The organism is Wolbachia endosymbiont (group A) of Limnophora tigrina, from assembly GCF_964263225.1.
Lineage (GTDB): Bacteria > Pseudomonadota > Alphaproteobacteria > Rickettsiales > Anaplasmataceae > Wolbachia.
On sequence record NZ_OZ181654.1, the window covers coordinates 1,391,807 to 1,407,794 of the forward strand.

At 34.4% G+C, this 15,988-nt stretch carries 14 protein-coding genes and 1 tRNA gene; 12 read left to right on the top strand and 3 right to left on the bottom strand.

Annotated elements, in window-relative coordinates:
- Positions 1-7: 7 nt before the first annotated feature.
- The 10 genes from ACE38P_RS06580 (at position 8) to rnc (ending at position 10,520) form a co-directional block, all read left to right on the top strand.
- Entirely contained in the window at positions 8-1,342 is a 1,335-nt protein-coding gene (locus tag ACE38P_RS06580; protein ID WP_374699724.1) for a TldD/PmbA family protein, read from the top strand.
- 174 nt (positions 1,343-1,516) lie between these two features.
- Positions 1,517-1,768 (top strand): cold-shock protein, encoded by a 252-nt coding sequence (locus ACE38P_RS06585; RefSeq protein WP_064085705.1) that lies wholly within the window; start codon positions 1,517-1,519, stop codon positions 1,766-1,768.
- Between the two features lie 34 nt (positions 1,769-1,802).
- Positions 1,803-3,029 (top strand): DEAD/DEAH box helicase, encoded by a 1,227-nt coding sequence (locus tag ACE38P_RS06590; protein WP_010404320.1) that lies wholly within the window; start codon positions 1,803-1,805, stop codon positions 3,027-3,029.
- Between the two features lie 297 nt (positions 3,030-3,326).
- Positions 3,327-5,606, top strand: coding sequence for an AAA family ATPase (locus ACE38P_RS06595; protein ID WP_374699725.1), 2,280 nt, complete (start codon positions 3,327-3,329; stop codon positions 5,604-5,606).
- Positions 5,607-5,662: 56 nt separating this feature from the next.
- Complete coding sequence (locus tag ACE38P_RS06600) at positions 5,663-6,658, top strand: molecular chaperone DnaJ (RefSeq protein WP_374699726.1); 996 nt, start codon at positions 5,663-5,665, stop codon at positions 6,656-6,658.
- 58 nt (positions 6,659-6,716) lie between these two features.
- The gene (locus ACE38P_RS06605) at positions 6,717-7,613 is read left to right on the top strand and encodes a class I fructose-bisphosphate aldolase (RefSeq protein ID WP_353281634.1); all 897 of its coding nucleotides are present in this window, start codon (positions 6,717-6,719) and stop codon (positions 7,611-7,613) included.
- Between the two features lie 5 nt (positions 7,614-7,618).
- Positions 7,619-7,690 (top strand) — tRNA-Cys (locus ACE38P_RS06610).
- Positions 7,691-7,797: 107 nt separating this feature from the next.
- A complete protein-coding gene (locus tag ACE38P_RS06615) occupies positions 7,798-8,595 on the top strand; it encodes a hypothetical protein (protein ID WP_374699727.1) in 798 nt (265 codons plus the stop codon).
- 72 nt (positions 8,596-8,667) lie between these two features.
- Entirely contained in the window at positions 8,668-9,735 is a 1,068-nt protein-coding gene (locus ACE38P_RS06620) for a quinone-dependent dihydroorotate dehydrogenase (RefSeq protein ID WP_010404352.1), read from the top strand.
- A 92-nt stretch (positions 9,736-9,827) separates the two neighbouring features.
- Entirely contained in the window at positions 9,828-10,520 is a 693-nt protein-coding gene (gene rnc / locus ACE38P_RS06625) for a ribonuclease III (RefSeq protein WP_374699831.1), read from the top strand.
- 52 nt (positions 10,521-10,572) lie between these two features.
- On the opposite strand, the gene ACE38P_RS06630 is transcribed toward rnc, so the two are convergent.
- From ACE38P_RS06630 to ACE38P_RS06640, 3 genes are read right to left on the bottom strand one after another with little or no spacing between them, the layout of a single operon-like run.
- Entirely contained in the window at positions 10,573-11,172 is a 600-nt protein-coding gene (locus ACE38P_RS06630; RefSeq protein WP_010404358.1) for an SCO family protein, read from the bottom strand.
- Between the two features lie 35 nt (positions 11,173-11,207).
- A complete protein-coding gene (gene dnaQ / locus ACE38P_RS06635) occupies positions 11,208-11,912 on the bottom strand; it encodes a DNA polymerase III subunit epsilon (RefSeq protein ID WP_374699728.1) in 705 nt (234 codons plus the stop codon).
- A gap of 14 nt (positions 11,913-11,926) precedes the next feature.
- A complete protein-coding gene (locus ACE38P_RS06640) occupies positions 11,927-12,586 on the bottom strand; it encodes a Tim44/TimA family putative adaptor protein (protein ID WP_010404363.1) in 660 nt (219 codons plus the stop codon).
- A gap of 164 nt (positions 12,587-12,750) precedes the next feature.
- Between ACE38P_RS06640 and secB the strand changes: the two genes are divergently transcribed.
- On the top strand, positions 12,751-13,254 hold the full coding sequence (secB, locus tag ACE38P_RS06645) for a protein-export chaperone SecB (protein WP_374699729.1): 504 nt from the start codon (positions 12,751-12,753) through the stop codon (positions 13,252-13,254).
- 6 nt (positions 13,255-13,260) lie between these two features.
- Positions 13,261-15,882 (top strand): aconitate hydratase AcnA, encoded by a 2,622-nt coding sequence (gene acnA, locus ACE38P_RS06650; RefSeq protein ID WP_374699730.1) that lies wholly within the window; start codon positions 13,261-13,263, stop codon positions 15,880-15,882.
- The last annotated feature ends 106 nt before the right edge of the window (positions 15,883-15,988 follow it).

Consider the following 15,988-nt stretch of genomic DNA (forward strand, 5'->3'; position numbering starts at 1 on the left):
ATGAAAAATGAATATATTAAATATTGCAGCAGATATCACTAAACTAATAAAAAAGCAGAATCAAGACGCAGAAGTTACAATATATGAAACTAATAAGACCTCGGTTTCTCAGCGTCTATCAAAAATTGAACAAATATCACAATCTAGAAACTGTACTGTCGGAATTAGAGCTATAGCAGGTAAGAACAAAGCTGCGTATATTTCGACAAACGATTTGAATAATCTTAGTAGTGCAGTGAGCCAAGTGGTGGAAATGGCAAAGAATGCCCAGGAAGATCCTTATATTAGTTTTGCTGTAGATGGCAGTAATTATATCTCTTCTGCAGATTTAAATATCTCAGATAATAATGTTGTAACAATTGATAAATTAAAAGAAATTACTGAAGCTACAGAAAATTCAGCTCTTGCACATAAAAATATTATTAATTCCGAAGGAGCTTCATCTTCACATACTTCAGTAAATACAGTATTATCAACCGTTTCTGGTTTTGTTGGTTCATTTAGTAAGTCAACTTTTGTTAATCAGGTTTCTGTTGTTGCTGGAGAAAAGAGTGAAATGAAAATAGGCTACGATTACGATGTAGCATGCAACTTCAGTGATTTAAAAACACCGGAGTCAATAGGGAAAGAAGCAGCAAAAAGAGCAATAGATCAATTGGGTTCATGTACAATCAGGACAGGCAAATTTCCGGTTGTTTTTGAAAAAAGAGCAGCAAAAGAGCTAGTAAAGAGCTTTGCTTCTGCCATAAATGGTAGCAATATTGTAAGTAATAGCTCTTTTTTGAGAAATAGTTTAAATAATCAAATTTTTAATACTGAGATTAGCATTATTGATGACCCATTGTTACCAAGGGGTATAACATCAAGACCGTTTGACGGGGAAGGAATAATGAGCAGAAGAAATGAATTTGTAAAAAATGGAGTACTGCAAAACTGGATTTTAGATCTATATTCGGCTAGGAAATTAAACTTGGAAACGACCGCAAATGCAACTCGTGCAAGTAATGCTGCAATTATTCCTTCAGCTAGTAATTTCTATTTCAAAAATGGTAATAGATCGTTTAAGGAATTAATTGAGGAAGTAAAAGAAGGAATATATGTAACTGATTTATTTGGTTTTGGTGTTAATTTAATCAATGGCGATTATAGTCAAGGTGCATGCGGATTTTTTATAGAAAATGGTAAAATAACGTATCCAATACACGAGATTACTGTTGCCGACAATTTGAAAAATATGTTTAGCAATTTAGTTGTTGCAAATGACCTAACTTTCTGTGGGCAGTTTAATTCACCAACGATTAAAGTTAGCGAAATGACAGTAGCAGGTTCACTTAGTGATTAAAAATTTTAGTTGCATTAAGTACAATAATTGTGTACTATTACTATGTAATGTTAAGAATAGACTATGGAGTATAGAAGTTTAGTTGCAGTAACTAAGCTTAAAGCATTCTAAATCGTAATTTCAAAGTTTTTCATCACATTAATAATATTAGTTAGTAGTTTAGGAGTTATCCATATGGAATTTGGTAATATAAAATGGTTTAATGTTGAAAAAGGCTATGGTTTCATCAAGCCAGAAGGTAAAGGTGAGGACGTTTTTTTACATGTTAGTACATTAGAACGTTCAGGAATAAGACCTGATGCACTTCGAGGAGAGGATAAAAAGGGAGGAATGAAAGGGGAAAGAGTAAGTTATGAGCTTAAAGAAGAGCGTGGTAGGAACGGAGAAAATAAAAAGTCTGCAATAAATTTAAGATTGGAAGATTAGTCTATCGTGAAGCTTTTTAATAGGGTAATGTATTGTGAGTAATTTTCATGAAATGGGGCTTCCAACTTTGCTTAGGCAAGCTCTAAGTAAAAATAATCTTTGTGTTCCAACCCCGATTCAGGTGCAAGCGATTCCTCTAGCTCTTCAGGGCAAAGATATTCTTGGGTCTGCTCAAACGGGAACTGGAAAAACCTTAGCGTTTGCTATTCCACTGGTTGCTAAATTGATGAATGAGCCAAGCATTGGTTCAGCTTTAGTCATCGTGCCAACCAGAGAGCTTGCTCATCAGGTAACAAGTGAGATAAGAAAACTCTTATCTCAAAGTTCTTTACTAAGAGTTGCTTTGTTGATCGGAGGCGAGCCTATTTTTAGGCAGCTAAATCAGCTTCAGAAAAAACCACAAATTATAATAGGTACTCCTGGTCGTATTATAGACCATATTGAGCGTAAAACTTTAGTTACTCGGAATGTTGGTATTCTTGTGCTTGATGAGACGGATCGTATGTTTGATATGGGCTTTGGAATTCAGATTGAAGAAATTATGAAGCATTTGCCTAAAATAAGGCAAAATCTTATGTTTTCTGCAACTCTTCCTGGAGAAATAGTAAAACTTACTGAAAAATATCTTAATCAACCAGAGCGTGTTTCTGTTGATTGCCAGGCTACAACTTCTGTAAAAATTAAACAAGAAGTTGTTTATGCATCAGAATCAGAAAAATATGGCAAGCTTGTTACACAATTATGTCAGCGCAAAGGATCGATCATTATTTTTGTTAAAACAAAGCGAGGAGCGGATCAGCTAGCTGACAAATTGCACAAAGATGACTATAGCGCTTTGGCAATTCATGGTGATTTAAGGCAGCACAAGCGTGAAAGAGTCATTGATTCTTTTCGTCGTGGCCGCAATCAAATCATGGTTGCAACAGATGTTGCTTCTCGTGGCCTTGATATTCCGCACATTCAACATGTTATCAATTATGATGTACCACAATCGCAAGCTGATTATGTTCATCGTATAGGTAGAACTGCACGTGCGGGAGCTGAAGGATTTGCATTATCTTTTGTTACACCTCAAGATAAGAGAAGACTGCCTGCACTAGCAGATAAAGAAGGAGAGCCAAATTTTGATTGTAGTATGCAATCTCAAAAACGTAACAGCAAAAAGATCTTTAAAAGGCCAAGTACGTTAAAGGCTAAATACGGTAGAAAAAAGATCAATGTATTTAAGAAGAAAAGCAGAGTACTAGAAAAAGCGTATTAATGTACTTAACTATTCTTCTATTCTTTAAAAGCTCCAGTAAACTTGCTGCAAAGTGAAGTGATTGGAGGATGGTAGAAAGAATATATAGCTAGCCCAAATTAGATTTACCTACAATTTGATAATCTTAATTCTGCTGCTTATAACGTTTTGAGATTATCACAACGGTATAATGTTAGGCTGTGTGGACTATAATCTGTAGCTTAATTCAATTTGGCTACAACGAGCTGCTAGATTTCAGTTTTTTTAATAATTGTGTGCTACTAATTATATATAAATTTACACTTTTAAAGAGAATAGATGATTTCTAAAAATTTAGAGGCAAGTTTAAATAGAGCGTTACAGATTGCTTCTGATTGTAAGCTTAAATATGCAAAAGTGGAACATTTGTTGCTAGCATTAACCAAAGATGTGGATGTAAATTATGTTTTATCAAGATGTAACATCAGAGCTGGTGAAATCATAAATATAGATAATATTATATTAAGGAATGATCGTGGTAATAATACAAAAGGTTTTTTACAAGACAACTCCGAATTAACTGTCAATAAAGTTGAGCCTGATGTGCTATTTCAACGCATAATACATAAAGCCATGATACGAGCTCATCGTCTGGGAAGAAAAGAAATAAATGGAGCAAGTATTCTATTAGAGATTCTGTCTGAGCAAGATTTATACATTGAAGAGCTATTACGCAAACAGAATGCAAAGGATTCTAATTTGATTTATAACATATCCAATATAAAATATTCAGGTGATATAGAAGAATATGTAACTAATCGTAAGATAAAACTTGATAAGAATAACGATATCTCTACTGTAGCAAATAAAGGTGAATTATTAAAAGATGAAGAAGTTCTACAAAATTATTGTAGAAATTTAAATGATTATGCAAGAAGCAAAAAAATAGATTATGTCATTGGTCGTGATTATGAATTAAATCGCACTATAGAAATCTTGCTAAGACGCAGAAAAAATAACCCTTTATATGTCGGAGAACCAGGTGTTGGTAAAACAACAATAGTTGAAGGCTTGGTATTGAAAATTATTGAAGGTAGTGTTCCGAGTGCACTGAGATCCAGCATAATTTATGCTTTGGATTTAGGATCACTTCTTGCAGGAACACGCTATAGAGGTGACTTCGAAGAGAGAATAAAATCTATAATAAAAGTAATTGAGGCAAAACCTGGCGCTATTCTTTTCATTGATGAAATACACACTATTATTGGAGCAGGTTCAACAAGTGGCAGCTTTCTTGATGCTGGCAATCTGCTCAAACCTGCACTTGCAAGAGGTGCGTTGCGTTGTATAGGTGCAACTACATATAGAGAATATAGCAATAGCTTTGAAAAGGATAAAGCATTAGCAAGGAGGTTTCAAAAAATTAATGTAAAAGAGTCTTCTATTAATGATACAGTAAAGATACTAGATGGTATAAAGCATTACTATGAAAGGTATCATGGAGTATATTACACGAAACATGCCATTAAATCTGCAGCTGAACTTTCACACAAGTATATTACTGGGCGAATATTACCTGATAAAGCAGTTGATGTTATAGATGAAGCAGGGGCGTATTGTAAGTTACAAAAAAACAGGCGAAAAATTATAAACAGTAGAGATATTAAGAATACTATCACTAGGATTACAAACGTACCTTGCGAGCTTGATGATGTGCAAAGAGTAAAATCTTTGAAAGAAAATCTCAAGAAAGCCATTTTTGGTCAAGAGCAAGCGATAGAGTCTCTTGTTAATTCTATTAAAATTGCTAAATCTGGTCTGAGAAGTTACAGTAAACCCTTGGCAAATTATCTTTTTGCAGGACCAACTGGCGTAGGTAAGACTGAGCTTGCAAAGAAATTAGCACAGAATATGGGTATGAACCTTATACGATTTGATATGTCCGAGTATATGGAACCTCACACAATATCTAGAATGATTGGTTCCCCTCCTGGATATGTGGGTTACGACCAAGGTGGATTGCTTACAGAATCTGTATCTAACAATCAATATAGTGTGGTACTTCTTGATGAAATTGAGAAAGCTCATAGTGATATTTACAATATATTACTACAAGTCATGGATTATGGTTATGTTACAGATACTTACGGGCGTAAAGTTAATTTTTCCAATACAATTTTAATTATGACAACCAATGCAGGTGCATTTGAGCGTAGCAAAAGTTCTATTGGCTTTGGGTATAAGGACTTTAATATTGGTGATAGCGAAAAAGCAGTAGAACGGATTTTTAGCCCTGAATTTCGTAATCGCTTGGATGCAGTCATTTCTTTTTCTGACCTCAATTTAGATGTCATTTTGTATATTGTGGATAAATTTGTTCAAGAATTGAAAAAGCAACTTATGCAAAAGGGCATAAGTTGCTCAGTCGAAGAGGAAGTAAAGTTTTATCTTGCACAAACTGGCTACAGCAAAGAAATGGGAGCACGTCCGATAGAGAGGTTGATTGAAAAAGAGATAAAAAGTCATTTGGCTGAAGAAATGCTGAATCGTCAATTAATCAAAGGAAAGAAATTAAGGATTTATATGGATAAACAAGAAATTGCTTTTAATATAGTTTAAATTCTTGCTTGAGTATTAAATTTGTAGTATAAGCCTCATTTTTTAATGAGGCTAAAGTGGCAAGTTTAACTAGAAATCAATATTACAGTAATCAAGATTTACGGAATTTATTTTCAAGACTGGGAATAAAAGCGGAAGAAGTAATAAGCCAGGAGTTTGATGATGTACTTAAGTTAGTTGAGCGGCGCTTTAGAAAAGCTTCATTAAAATGTCACCCTGATAAAGTAATAGGAGAGAAAGAAAAAAAAGTAGCTGAAGAAAAGTTTAAAAAACTTAGTGCAGATAAAGATAAGCTAGAGCAATATCTTAATTCTTTAAAAGCAGCTGGCATATCTATAACATTACAGCGAGAAGTGCAGGAAAAACAAAGGAGAATCAATGAGATTCTATTGCGTAGAGAGAAAGCTGTAAATAGAGCATGTTTATTTATATTAGCAGGTGTGATACTTAATCCGTCGCATAAAGTCAAATATTGCTTATCGCAGCTTGCTAACAGTGGCAAAATGCAAAATATTGCTTATAAATTTTATGCATTCAGCATCGGAGTTTGGCCATGGTTATTTATTATATCCTTTTGTAGTATTATCTATGCAGCAAGTAAACAAAGAGGCTCACAAGAGGAAAATCTAGATAGGTTAAATAGAAGATACAATCTACTTATTGCTGCTGATAATTATGTGATATGTATGGCAGCAGCGTTTGCTGTGTGCAGTTTAGCATCGGAAATTGCACAAAATGGCTGTCCTGTTCAATATGGAACAATGCTGATAGTTAATTTGGCATTGGATTTATTACTTATTGCTTTACTTAGAACTTTTACGAAAGCTTCTGAATTATATAGCGAACACTGCATTCAGCGTTTATATGAAGAAGACACAGAATTTAGCTACAAGGAAAAATTTGCATGGTATGACTACAAATTAGTGCTTATGCCACTCATTCTTCCTATTGTTAAAATGTATTTTGAAGATTTAATTCAAGAAAAACCACAGCAGCACACCACCGATCCTAAAGTTACACCTTTAAATATAGGTGTAGGAACAAGAGCATAAAAAGATCTTTGCTTCAACTATGGTTTTTGCTACACTTTAAGCAAACTTGAAGGTGTTAATGAGTAAAGAAGTAAACCGAATTCTAGATTATTACGAAAGTGAAAATCCTGGGGTAAAAGCAAATCTTGCTCGTATTCTTATGCATGGAAAACTTAGTGGAATTGGCAAGTTAGTAATTCTTCCTGTAGATCAAGGATTTGAGCATGGGCCAATAAAAAGTTTTGAAGTTAATCCTGATGCTTACGATCCGCATTATCATTTTCAGCTTGCAGTTGATTCGGGAGTAAGCGCATATGCTGCTCCGCTTGGTATGATCGAAGCTGGTGCTTCAACTTATGCTGGAATGCTACCACTTATTTTGAAGCTTAATAGTGCTAACTCCTTGCACTCGAAAAACTTAACTTCTGATCAAGCAATAACTGCTTCTGTAAAAGATGCGCTGCGTTTGGGTTGCGTAGCTGTTGGGTTTACTATATATCCTGGTTCTGCTAAGTGCTTCGATATGATGGAAGAAGCTCGCGAAATTATAGCTGAGGCTAAGTCTTGCGGCCTTGCCGTAGTGCTATGGTCTTATCCACGCGGTGAAGGAATTTCCAAAGAAGGCGAAACAGCAGTTGATGTTATTGCCTATGCTGCGCACATAGCAGCTTTACTTGGCGCTAATATAATCAAAGTAAAACTTCCAATTAACTATTTGGAAAGGGAGAAAATAGAAACAGAAAATATTGAGTCATTATCTAAAAGAATTGAATATGTTAAAAGATCTTGTTTTGCAGGGAAAAGAATAGTAGTTTTTTCTGGTGGCGAGTCAAAATCAGTGAATGACATATGCAATGAAGCGAAAGAAATTAAGCAAGGCGGTGGTAATGGTTCAATTATCGGGCGTAACACTTTTCAAAGAAAAAGAGAGGATGCTTTATCTATGCTAAAAGATATAATGGATATCTATGCATAAAAAACGGCTGGGTGGCAGAATGGCTTATGCGGAGGACTGCAAATCCTTTTATACCGGTTCAATTCCGGTCCCGGCCTCTTACTCCAATTAGATCGTTTTTTCTTCTGAAATTTTAACAAGAAGTGTGGCTTTTAATGAAATATTTAAAAAAATAAGATACTATATTCAAAATATAAGCAGTAAAATGCCAAAGAGATTAACAGAAGTTTTATTATTGATTGGTTTGCCCTTCTTGCTTACCAGTTGCACTTTTCACTATTTATTAAAGAGCTCGTATACTCATCTTGCACCAGAAAAGTACCCTTCATCCAACAAACAGCCGGTTTACGTCGGTACAGCTTACAGTGCACAGACTATATATAATGCGTTATTTAATGACTTTCTGTTAATAGGTAAGTCATCATTCACAGCCAAACATGGGCGTGCTAGTCAATATGTTAACTATGGAAGAGAAGTTGGAGCAGATGTGATAATCGTATCATTTCAAAATATGCAAAAGGATAAAGAGCATTTTAGCATCACAGAAAAACTATTATGGGACACAAGCTTAACAACATTTCATACAAGGACCATTATAAACTTTGATCAGGACGTACTCTTTCTAAAAAAGGTAGGTGATGCAAAAGCTCCATGGGAATATGTCAAAGGAGAGTTCAAGCTTCACGAAAAAGACGATACTGATCCATATCTAGGGAATTGGGTAGGGTATAGAATATGCAAGATTGCAATATCTTCTTCAGAAGATGAATACTTAGGATTTGTAAATGAAGATAATTGTAAAGAAAAATCTGGAATAAATAAGATGCTTGCTTGGAAAAATAGGGATGTAAGGTTGCGGATTAATAAACAATCAAAACAGGGATTTTATTTAAATCGAAATAAGATTCCTATACTAATAAAATCTCAAATTAACAAATTTGGCTACCTCGAATTAGTAGATAAAAATACTGATCAAGTTCTGGTTTCCCTTCAGAAAAATTAGTTTTTACTACTCATAGAAACTATATACTTACTATTTTGATAAACCTCAAGCTTTCTAAGTTATTCTTGTTGCATGGTAAAAAATAAACTAAAAATAAGCAAAGTGTTTTACAAAATGATATTACGTAATTTATTGTTTTTACTGCCGCCTGAAATTGCTCACTCCTTGGTAATAACGGCGTTAAAAAAGATGCCCTGTAGGAAACCTATAGAACTACCTAAGTCTTTAAATGTAAACTTTTTTGGTAATAAAATTAGGAGTCCTGTAGGTCTTGCTGCAGGTTTTGATAAAAATGCGGAAGTTGTAAAGCCGATGCTCTCATTTGGTTTTGGATTTATTGAGGCTGGTACTGTAACTAAACATCCCCAATATGGAAACAAAAAACCGAGAATTTTTCGATTAATTAAAGATGAAGGAATAATTAATAGATTGGGATTTAATAATAAAGGAGTAGACTATTTTCTTAAACAGATAAGTGAAACTAAACTTGGTGATTGTATTTTTGGTATAAATATAGGAAGAAACAGTACATCAAAGGACCAAATCAGCGATTATGTTGACTTAATAAAGATAGTATATGGAAAGAGCAATTATATAGTACTGAACATCTCATCCCCAAACACACCTAACTTGCGCGATTTGCACAATAAACAAGAATTATCCAAATTGTTGAAATCTATCACTCTAACCCGGAAATCAATCGATAGCTCTGAATCCATACCGATAATATTAAAAATTTCTCCAGATATAGATCAGCAAACAAAAGAAAATATCGCTGAGCTTACACTAGAATATAAAATTGACGGCTTAATAGTAAGCAACACTACGATAAGTCGAGATTCTTACTATAATGAGAGTGGTGGGTTGAGCGGTAGACCATTGTTTCAACTTTCAACCGAGTTATTGAGTGATATGTACAAGCTTACTAAGAGCAGGATTCTATTGATAGGATGTGGGGGAGTTTCAAGTGGTATTGACGCATATGAAAAAATAAAGGCAGGAGCCTCTTTAGTACAACTGTACACTGCTCTCGTATATCAGGGGCATCAAGTTGTGAACAAAATCAATCTGGAGCTTGCAGAATTGGTAAAAAGAGATGGATTTAGTAACATTACTGAAGCAGTGGGTTGTATACATTAATTTTGGAAGTTATTGATATTGTTTTAGTAAAGTAGAGCTAACTTTTTAGTGTAAAGGTATGATAGGGAGTGCTTTTCTTTTGAATGATGAACATGAAAGTTTTGAACGATATAATATCTAAAGTTATTAATTATAAATTTACAGATCATGCAATATTAGAAGAGGCATTAACCCATCCAAGCGTAAATAAAAGGAATAGCGAAGACCAGATCGTAAGCTACGAAAGGCTAGAGTTTTTGGGTGATAGTATTTTGAACATGGTTGTATCTGCTATGCTGTTTAAAATGTTTCCTGAAGAAAAAGAAGGAGCATTGGCAAAAAGAAAAACGGATCTAGTTTGTGGCAGTACCATTGCTAATGTTGCTAAAGAAATAGAGTTAGGTAACTTTATCATCATGAATAATAGTGAACGTTGCAACGGAGGGAAATGTAACTTAAAAAATTTAGAAAATTCGCTTGAGGCACTAATAGGTGCAATTTATATTGACGGTGGACTTGAGAGTGTTGAAAAATTTATTATCCGACATTGGGAAAAGCTAGCTAAAGACATCATCGATCCTCCTCAAGATCCTAAAACTTCACTGCAAGAGTGGACTCAGAAAAACAAATTACCTTTACCAGAGTATGAACTTGTAAAACAAACTGGACCAGCACACAATCCTGAGTTTACTATATCAATTTTCATAGAGAATTATGGCAAAGTTTCTGCATGCGCTTCTAGTAAGAAAATTGCTGAACAAAAAGCTGCTGAGTTGATCCTAGAAAAAATTAAAAAAACGACTTAGTTTAATCAAAATAGCTGTTAGCATAAATTTAAAGTAAGCTAAGCTCTTTAGTTCAGCTTACATATTTTTTTATCTCAGCCAGAATCTTATCAGATTGACTTTCATCTGAATTTAAATCAGCTACAAAGTGTGTGACATATTTTCCTTCAGGGCTAATAAGGTATATCATTGAAGAATGGTTAATTTCCTCTTCTCCATCTACTTTACTTGCATATACTTTATACTTTGCAACTACTTCATCTATTTTTTGTCTTTCACCAGTTAGCATTTGTATTCTATGGTCAAATTGCTGCTGAAATTCTTTAAGCCTTTCTGTGTTATCGCGCTCAGGATCAACTGTGATAAAAAATGTTTGTAGCTTATTGTCAGTTTTCTTATCTAACTTTGCAAGTGTTTCTGAAATTATGCCGAGATTCATAGGGCAAATTCTTTTGCATGAGGAAAATCCGAAAAAAATCATCATATACTTATTTTTAAAATCACTACTGCGTACTGTTTGTCCGTCTTGATTGATCAAAGAAAAATCTCCACCTACCTTAATTTCTGTATTTTGTGAAACAAATATGCCTTGCTTGGTAAAATAACAATAACCTAAGAAGATAGCTGCTACTGTTATTAGCAAACTAGACAATAACCTTATAAACTTTATCATTAAAGCGTTTCCAATAAAGTTAAATCATATATTGATTAGTTGATTGATTCAATATATTCCTTCCAAAGTGGGTTGTTAATTTTATCTAACAATTTCTTATGCTCATCAATTTCTTTAATACTTGGTGAATGTTCTCTGCGAGCTAAATTACGCACTTTATGCTGAATAAACGTAGAGTTATTGTCCTGAGCACATTCATTATTAAATAAAAAGGTTTGCAATCCTCCTGTAAGCTCAACATAGACCTTTGCAAGCAATTGAGCATCAACTAATGCTCCGTGTAACTCTCTACCTTCTAGCGATATATCAAAACGCTTGCATAATGCATTTAAAGAAGCAGGTGATCCTACAAACTTTTTTCTTGCAAGTGGTAATGTATCTAGCACTCTATCTGAGGAAATTAACCCGGCATTCAACTTGTTTAACTCCATATTAAGGAACTTAATATCAAACTCAGCATTATGAATTACCAAGATGTCATTAGATATGAAGTCAAGAAATTCAAGTGCAACATCTGAAAATAGTGGCTTATCTTCCAAAAACTCCTCACTAATACCATGAATCTTAAATGAGTGGTAAGGTATATCTCTCTCTGGATTAAGATATTGATGAAATGTTTTACCTGTTGGAATACGGTTAATTAGTTCTACACATCCTATCTCAATAATTCGATGGCCAGACTCAGTGTCAAGACCTGTAGTTTCAGTATCAAGTACTATTTCTCGTAGCCTACTTTCCATCGGTGTAACTAATCTTACTTGTCATTTGCTGTTAAATTTTTATCGGTACTTGCCTTCTTGTAGTTAATGGAAACAAGCAACCAGGTTGGATCTGATGAATTAATATTTTTTTTGAATTGCCATACATCCTCAACTTTGTTAATAGTAGACATACTGCCTGATATGATATCTCCTTCATTATTCTTAACGAAGTTAATTTGCTCTGAAAGGAAATATACTGCAATAAATATTACGTTTTTTACTAGCTTTATTTCTAAGATCTTTTGTGAAACGATAGAAACAATTATAGACTCGTGTATCTCTTTACGATGCTTAATCTTATCCACAAAGCTGTTATACAAATCTTTGTCCAGAAGGGATTTTAATTGAGGTAAATTCCCTTGGTTAAAATATTTAATTATTAATTCAAAAGCTATGCTTGAACCTTCTATAAAATTGGAAATAGAGAACTCTCTGTTTTTTTGTAATATTTGTTTATAAGTAGCTTCTATTGAACTTTTGTCGTTGCTATAAATATAATCTTCGATATTTTCTACCACATCCTCTTTACTTTGACTTGCATCCAATACAACTGTTAGCTTTTTTAGGTTGAGACTGGCTGATCTTCCTAAAGAATTGTATAAGCGTGAAAAAATAAACGCCGCTAGTAAAGCATATATTACAAGCTCTATCATGGTAACTTAACCCCTTGGTATATAAAGTATCTAAATATTATTAATTATTGATAAAAATATGTTTTGCATATTAGCCTATAGTTAGGTTTGCTATTCGTTTATAAATGAATATATTATATAAGAAAGTATTAAATATCTCAACTTAATTAAAGGAGAAGTAAGAAATGTTACAACACAAAATGAAAATTCATGGTCAGTATGTCAAAGATCTTTCGTTTGAGAATCCAAATTCGCCATTCCTTCCTTCTAGTAAAGCTCCCGATATTAATGTAACGGTTAATATTAATTCAGCAAAATTAGAAGGAACGGAAAGCAAAGAAGGAATAAATGAAGAAAAACCTTTTCATGAAATTACTTTGCATATAGAAGTCAAATCGACGGTAAAAGATGAAGATATAAAAAATGGTATAGCTTTCATTTGTGAGATAAAGTATTGTGGTATTTTTTCAATAGAAAATTTGAAAGAGTTGAGTGAAGAGGAAGTAAGACAAGCTTTGTTTATTGGCGGGCCTACTTTTCTTTTTCCTTTTGCAAGAGAAGTAATTGCAAGAACTACAAGTAGTGGTGGGTTTCCTCCACTTATGCTAGATCCTATAGATTTTGAAACTATGTATCAGCAGCAAAGTCAACAACAAAAAAGTAGCGCTAGTAATTCCAATTTTAACTAATACAGGATGAACAATTCTTTAAATGCAAAGACGACTTTAAATATTGATGGAAGGTTATATAACTACTTTAACCTAAGTAACGCTGGTAAATTCTTAGGAGTAAATTTAACCAAATTGCCTTGTTCACTCAAGGTATTGCTTGAAAATTTATTGCGCAACGAAGATGGAGTAAGCGTTAAATTAGATGACATAAAGATATTAGCAAATTGCGTCAAGAAACACATTAATCACGAAATTAGCTACAAGCCAGCAAGGGTTTTGATGCAGGATTTCACAGGAGTTCCTGCTGTCGTTGACTTAGCTTCAATGCGTAATTATGTGAAGAAAAACGGAGGTAACCCAAGCAAAATAAATCCATCTGTAACTGTTGATCTTGTGATCGATCACTCTGTTCAAGTAGATAGTTATGGAAGCACTTCCGCATTCAGTAAAAATGTTGAGCTAGAAGTAAAAAGAAATTTGGAGAGATATCAATTTTTAAAGTGGGGAGAGTCGTCCTTCACAAATTTTAGAGTAGTACCACCAGGTACTGGAATTTGCCATCAAGTAAACCTTGAGTATTTAGCGCAAGTTGTGTGTAATAATGATGGGGTCATATATCCTGACACTTTAGTTGGTACTGACAGTCACACTACAATGATTAACGGGTTATCAGTCCTTGGTTGGGGTGTTGGAGGCATAGAAGCTGAGTCTGTGATGCTTGGTCAACCAATTAGTATGGTGATTCCAGAAGTAGTTGGATTTAAATTAATTGGCAGACTACCGGAAGGAGTAACTGCGACTGATTTAGTGCTGACGGTTACCAGTATCCTAAGAACAAAAGGTGTTGTTGGTAAATTTGTAGAATTTTATGGTGATGGTTTAGATTATTTATCTCTAGCAGACAGGGCCACTATAGCTAACATGGCCCCAGAGTATGGTGCAACTTGTGGGTTTTTTCCAATTGATCAGAAAACACTCGATTATTTACATTTAACAGGGCGACCAGAAGAGCTGATCAAATTAGTTGAAGTCTATTCAAAAGAGCAGGGATTGTGGCGTAGCAGTAATGAGTTAGCATTTTTTGACACACTAGAGCTTGATTTATCAAGCGTAAAGCCAGTGATGGCTGGTCCTAAAAGACCACAGGATAAGATTTTCCTTTCAGAAGTAGCGGAATCTTTTTCTACATCTTTTCCTATTAATGAGACAAACAGACCTCCGTTGGAACCTATCTATGGCGATCAGCTCCAGAGTGGCAGCGTAGTGATTGCAGCAATAACAAGCTGCACTAACACCTCAAATCCAAGTGTGATGATTGCTGCAGGTCTTGTAGCTCGTAATGCAATTAAACTTGGATTAAAATCAAAGCCTTGGGTTAAAACTTCTCTTGCTCCAGGGTCACAAGTTGTGACAGAATATTTAGAAAAGTCTGGATTGCAGGTAGATCTAAATGCTTTGGGTTTTAATCTAGTTGGATATGGCTGCACAACTTGCATTGGAAATTCTGGTCCACTTAATAAGGATATAGAGGATGATATAAAAAACAAAAACTTAACTGTTGCTGCAGTTTTGTCTGGCAATCGTAACTTTGAAGGAAGAATTCATCCGTTAGTCAAAGCTAATTACTTGGCATCTCCGCCACTTATTGTTGCATATGCACTTGCAGGCACTGTGCAAATTGATTTGACAAAAGATTCAATATGCAAAGATAAGAATGGAAATGATGTCTATCTCAAAGATATATGGCCAACAAATAATGAAGTTGAGAGCTGTGTTAAAAGTGTTGTGACGCGTGAAATGTTCATACAAAAGTATAAGGATGTTTTTTCTGGTGATGAGCATTGGCAAAAGATAAAGTGTGAGAAAGGTGAAATCTATGATTGGGACACGAAAAGCACTTATATACAAAACCCTCCCTATTTTGATAATTTATCGACTAAGAACAATGGAAGCAACATAGTTGATATAAAGAATGCGCAAATACTAGCGATGTTTGGCGATAGCGTCACTACCGACCACATTTCCCCTGCTGGAAATATTGCCTCAAATAGTCCTGCAGGCATATATTTAAAAGGTCTTGGAGTTGAACCGCAAGATTTCAATTCATATGGATCTCGCCGTGGTAACCACAACGTAATGATGCGTGGAACCTTTGCTAATATCAGAATAAGAAATAAAATGGTGAGCGCTGAGGGTGGCTATACAAAACATATTCCTTCTCAAGAAACTATGTCAATTTTTGATGCAGCAATGCAATATAAAAGAGAAGCTGTTCCATTAGTTGTCATTGCAGGAAAAGAATATGGTACAGGTTCAAGTAGGGATTGGGCAGCAAAGGGTACTGCATTACTGGGAATTAAAGCTGTGATTGCAGAAAGTTTTGAACGCATACATAGGTCCAACTTGGTCGGCATGGGTGTTCTTCCACTTATATTCCAAAATGGAATAACCAGAAAGATATTTGATGGTAGTGAGATAATAAGCATAAAAGGTGAAATAGTATCAAATGGAAATCTAGAATGTATCATTAAAAGACAGGATAATTCAAAGCAATCAATACAACTCAAATGCTGTGTACAAACCGCAACTGAGATTAAATACTTAATGAGTGGTGGAGTGTTAAGCTACATACTTCTTTCGACTTAGTAAAAGTAAGTACTAGACTTCTTTTAGCTCCAGCCCTGGTCCTTTTAAATAATGATTTGTTCTATGCGAAGTTATGATATAATTTTACCTTACATATAGTAAAGGT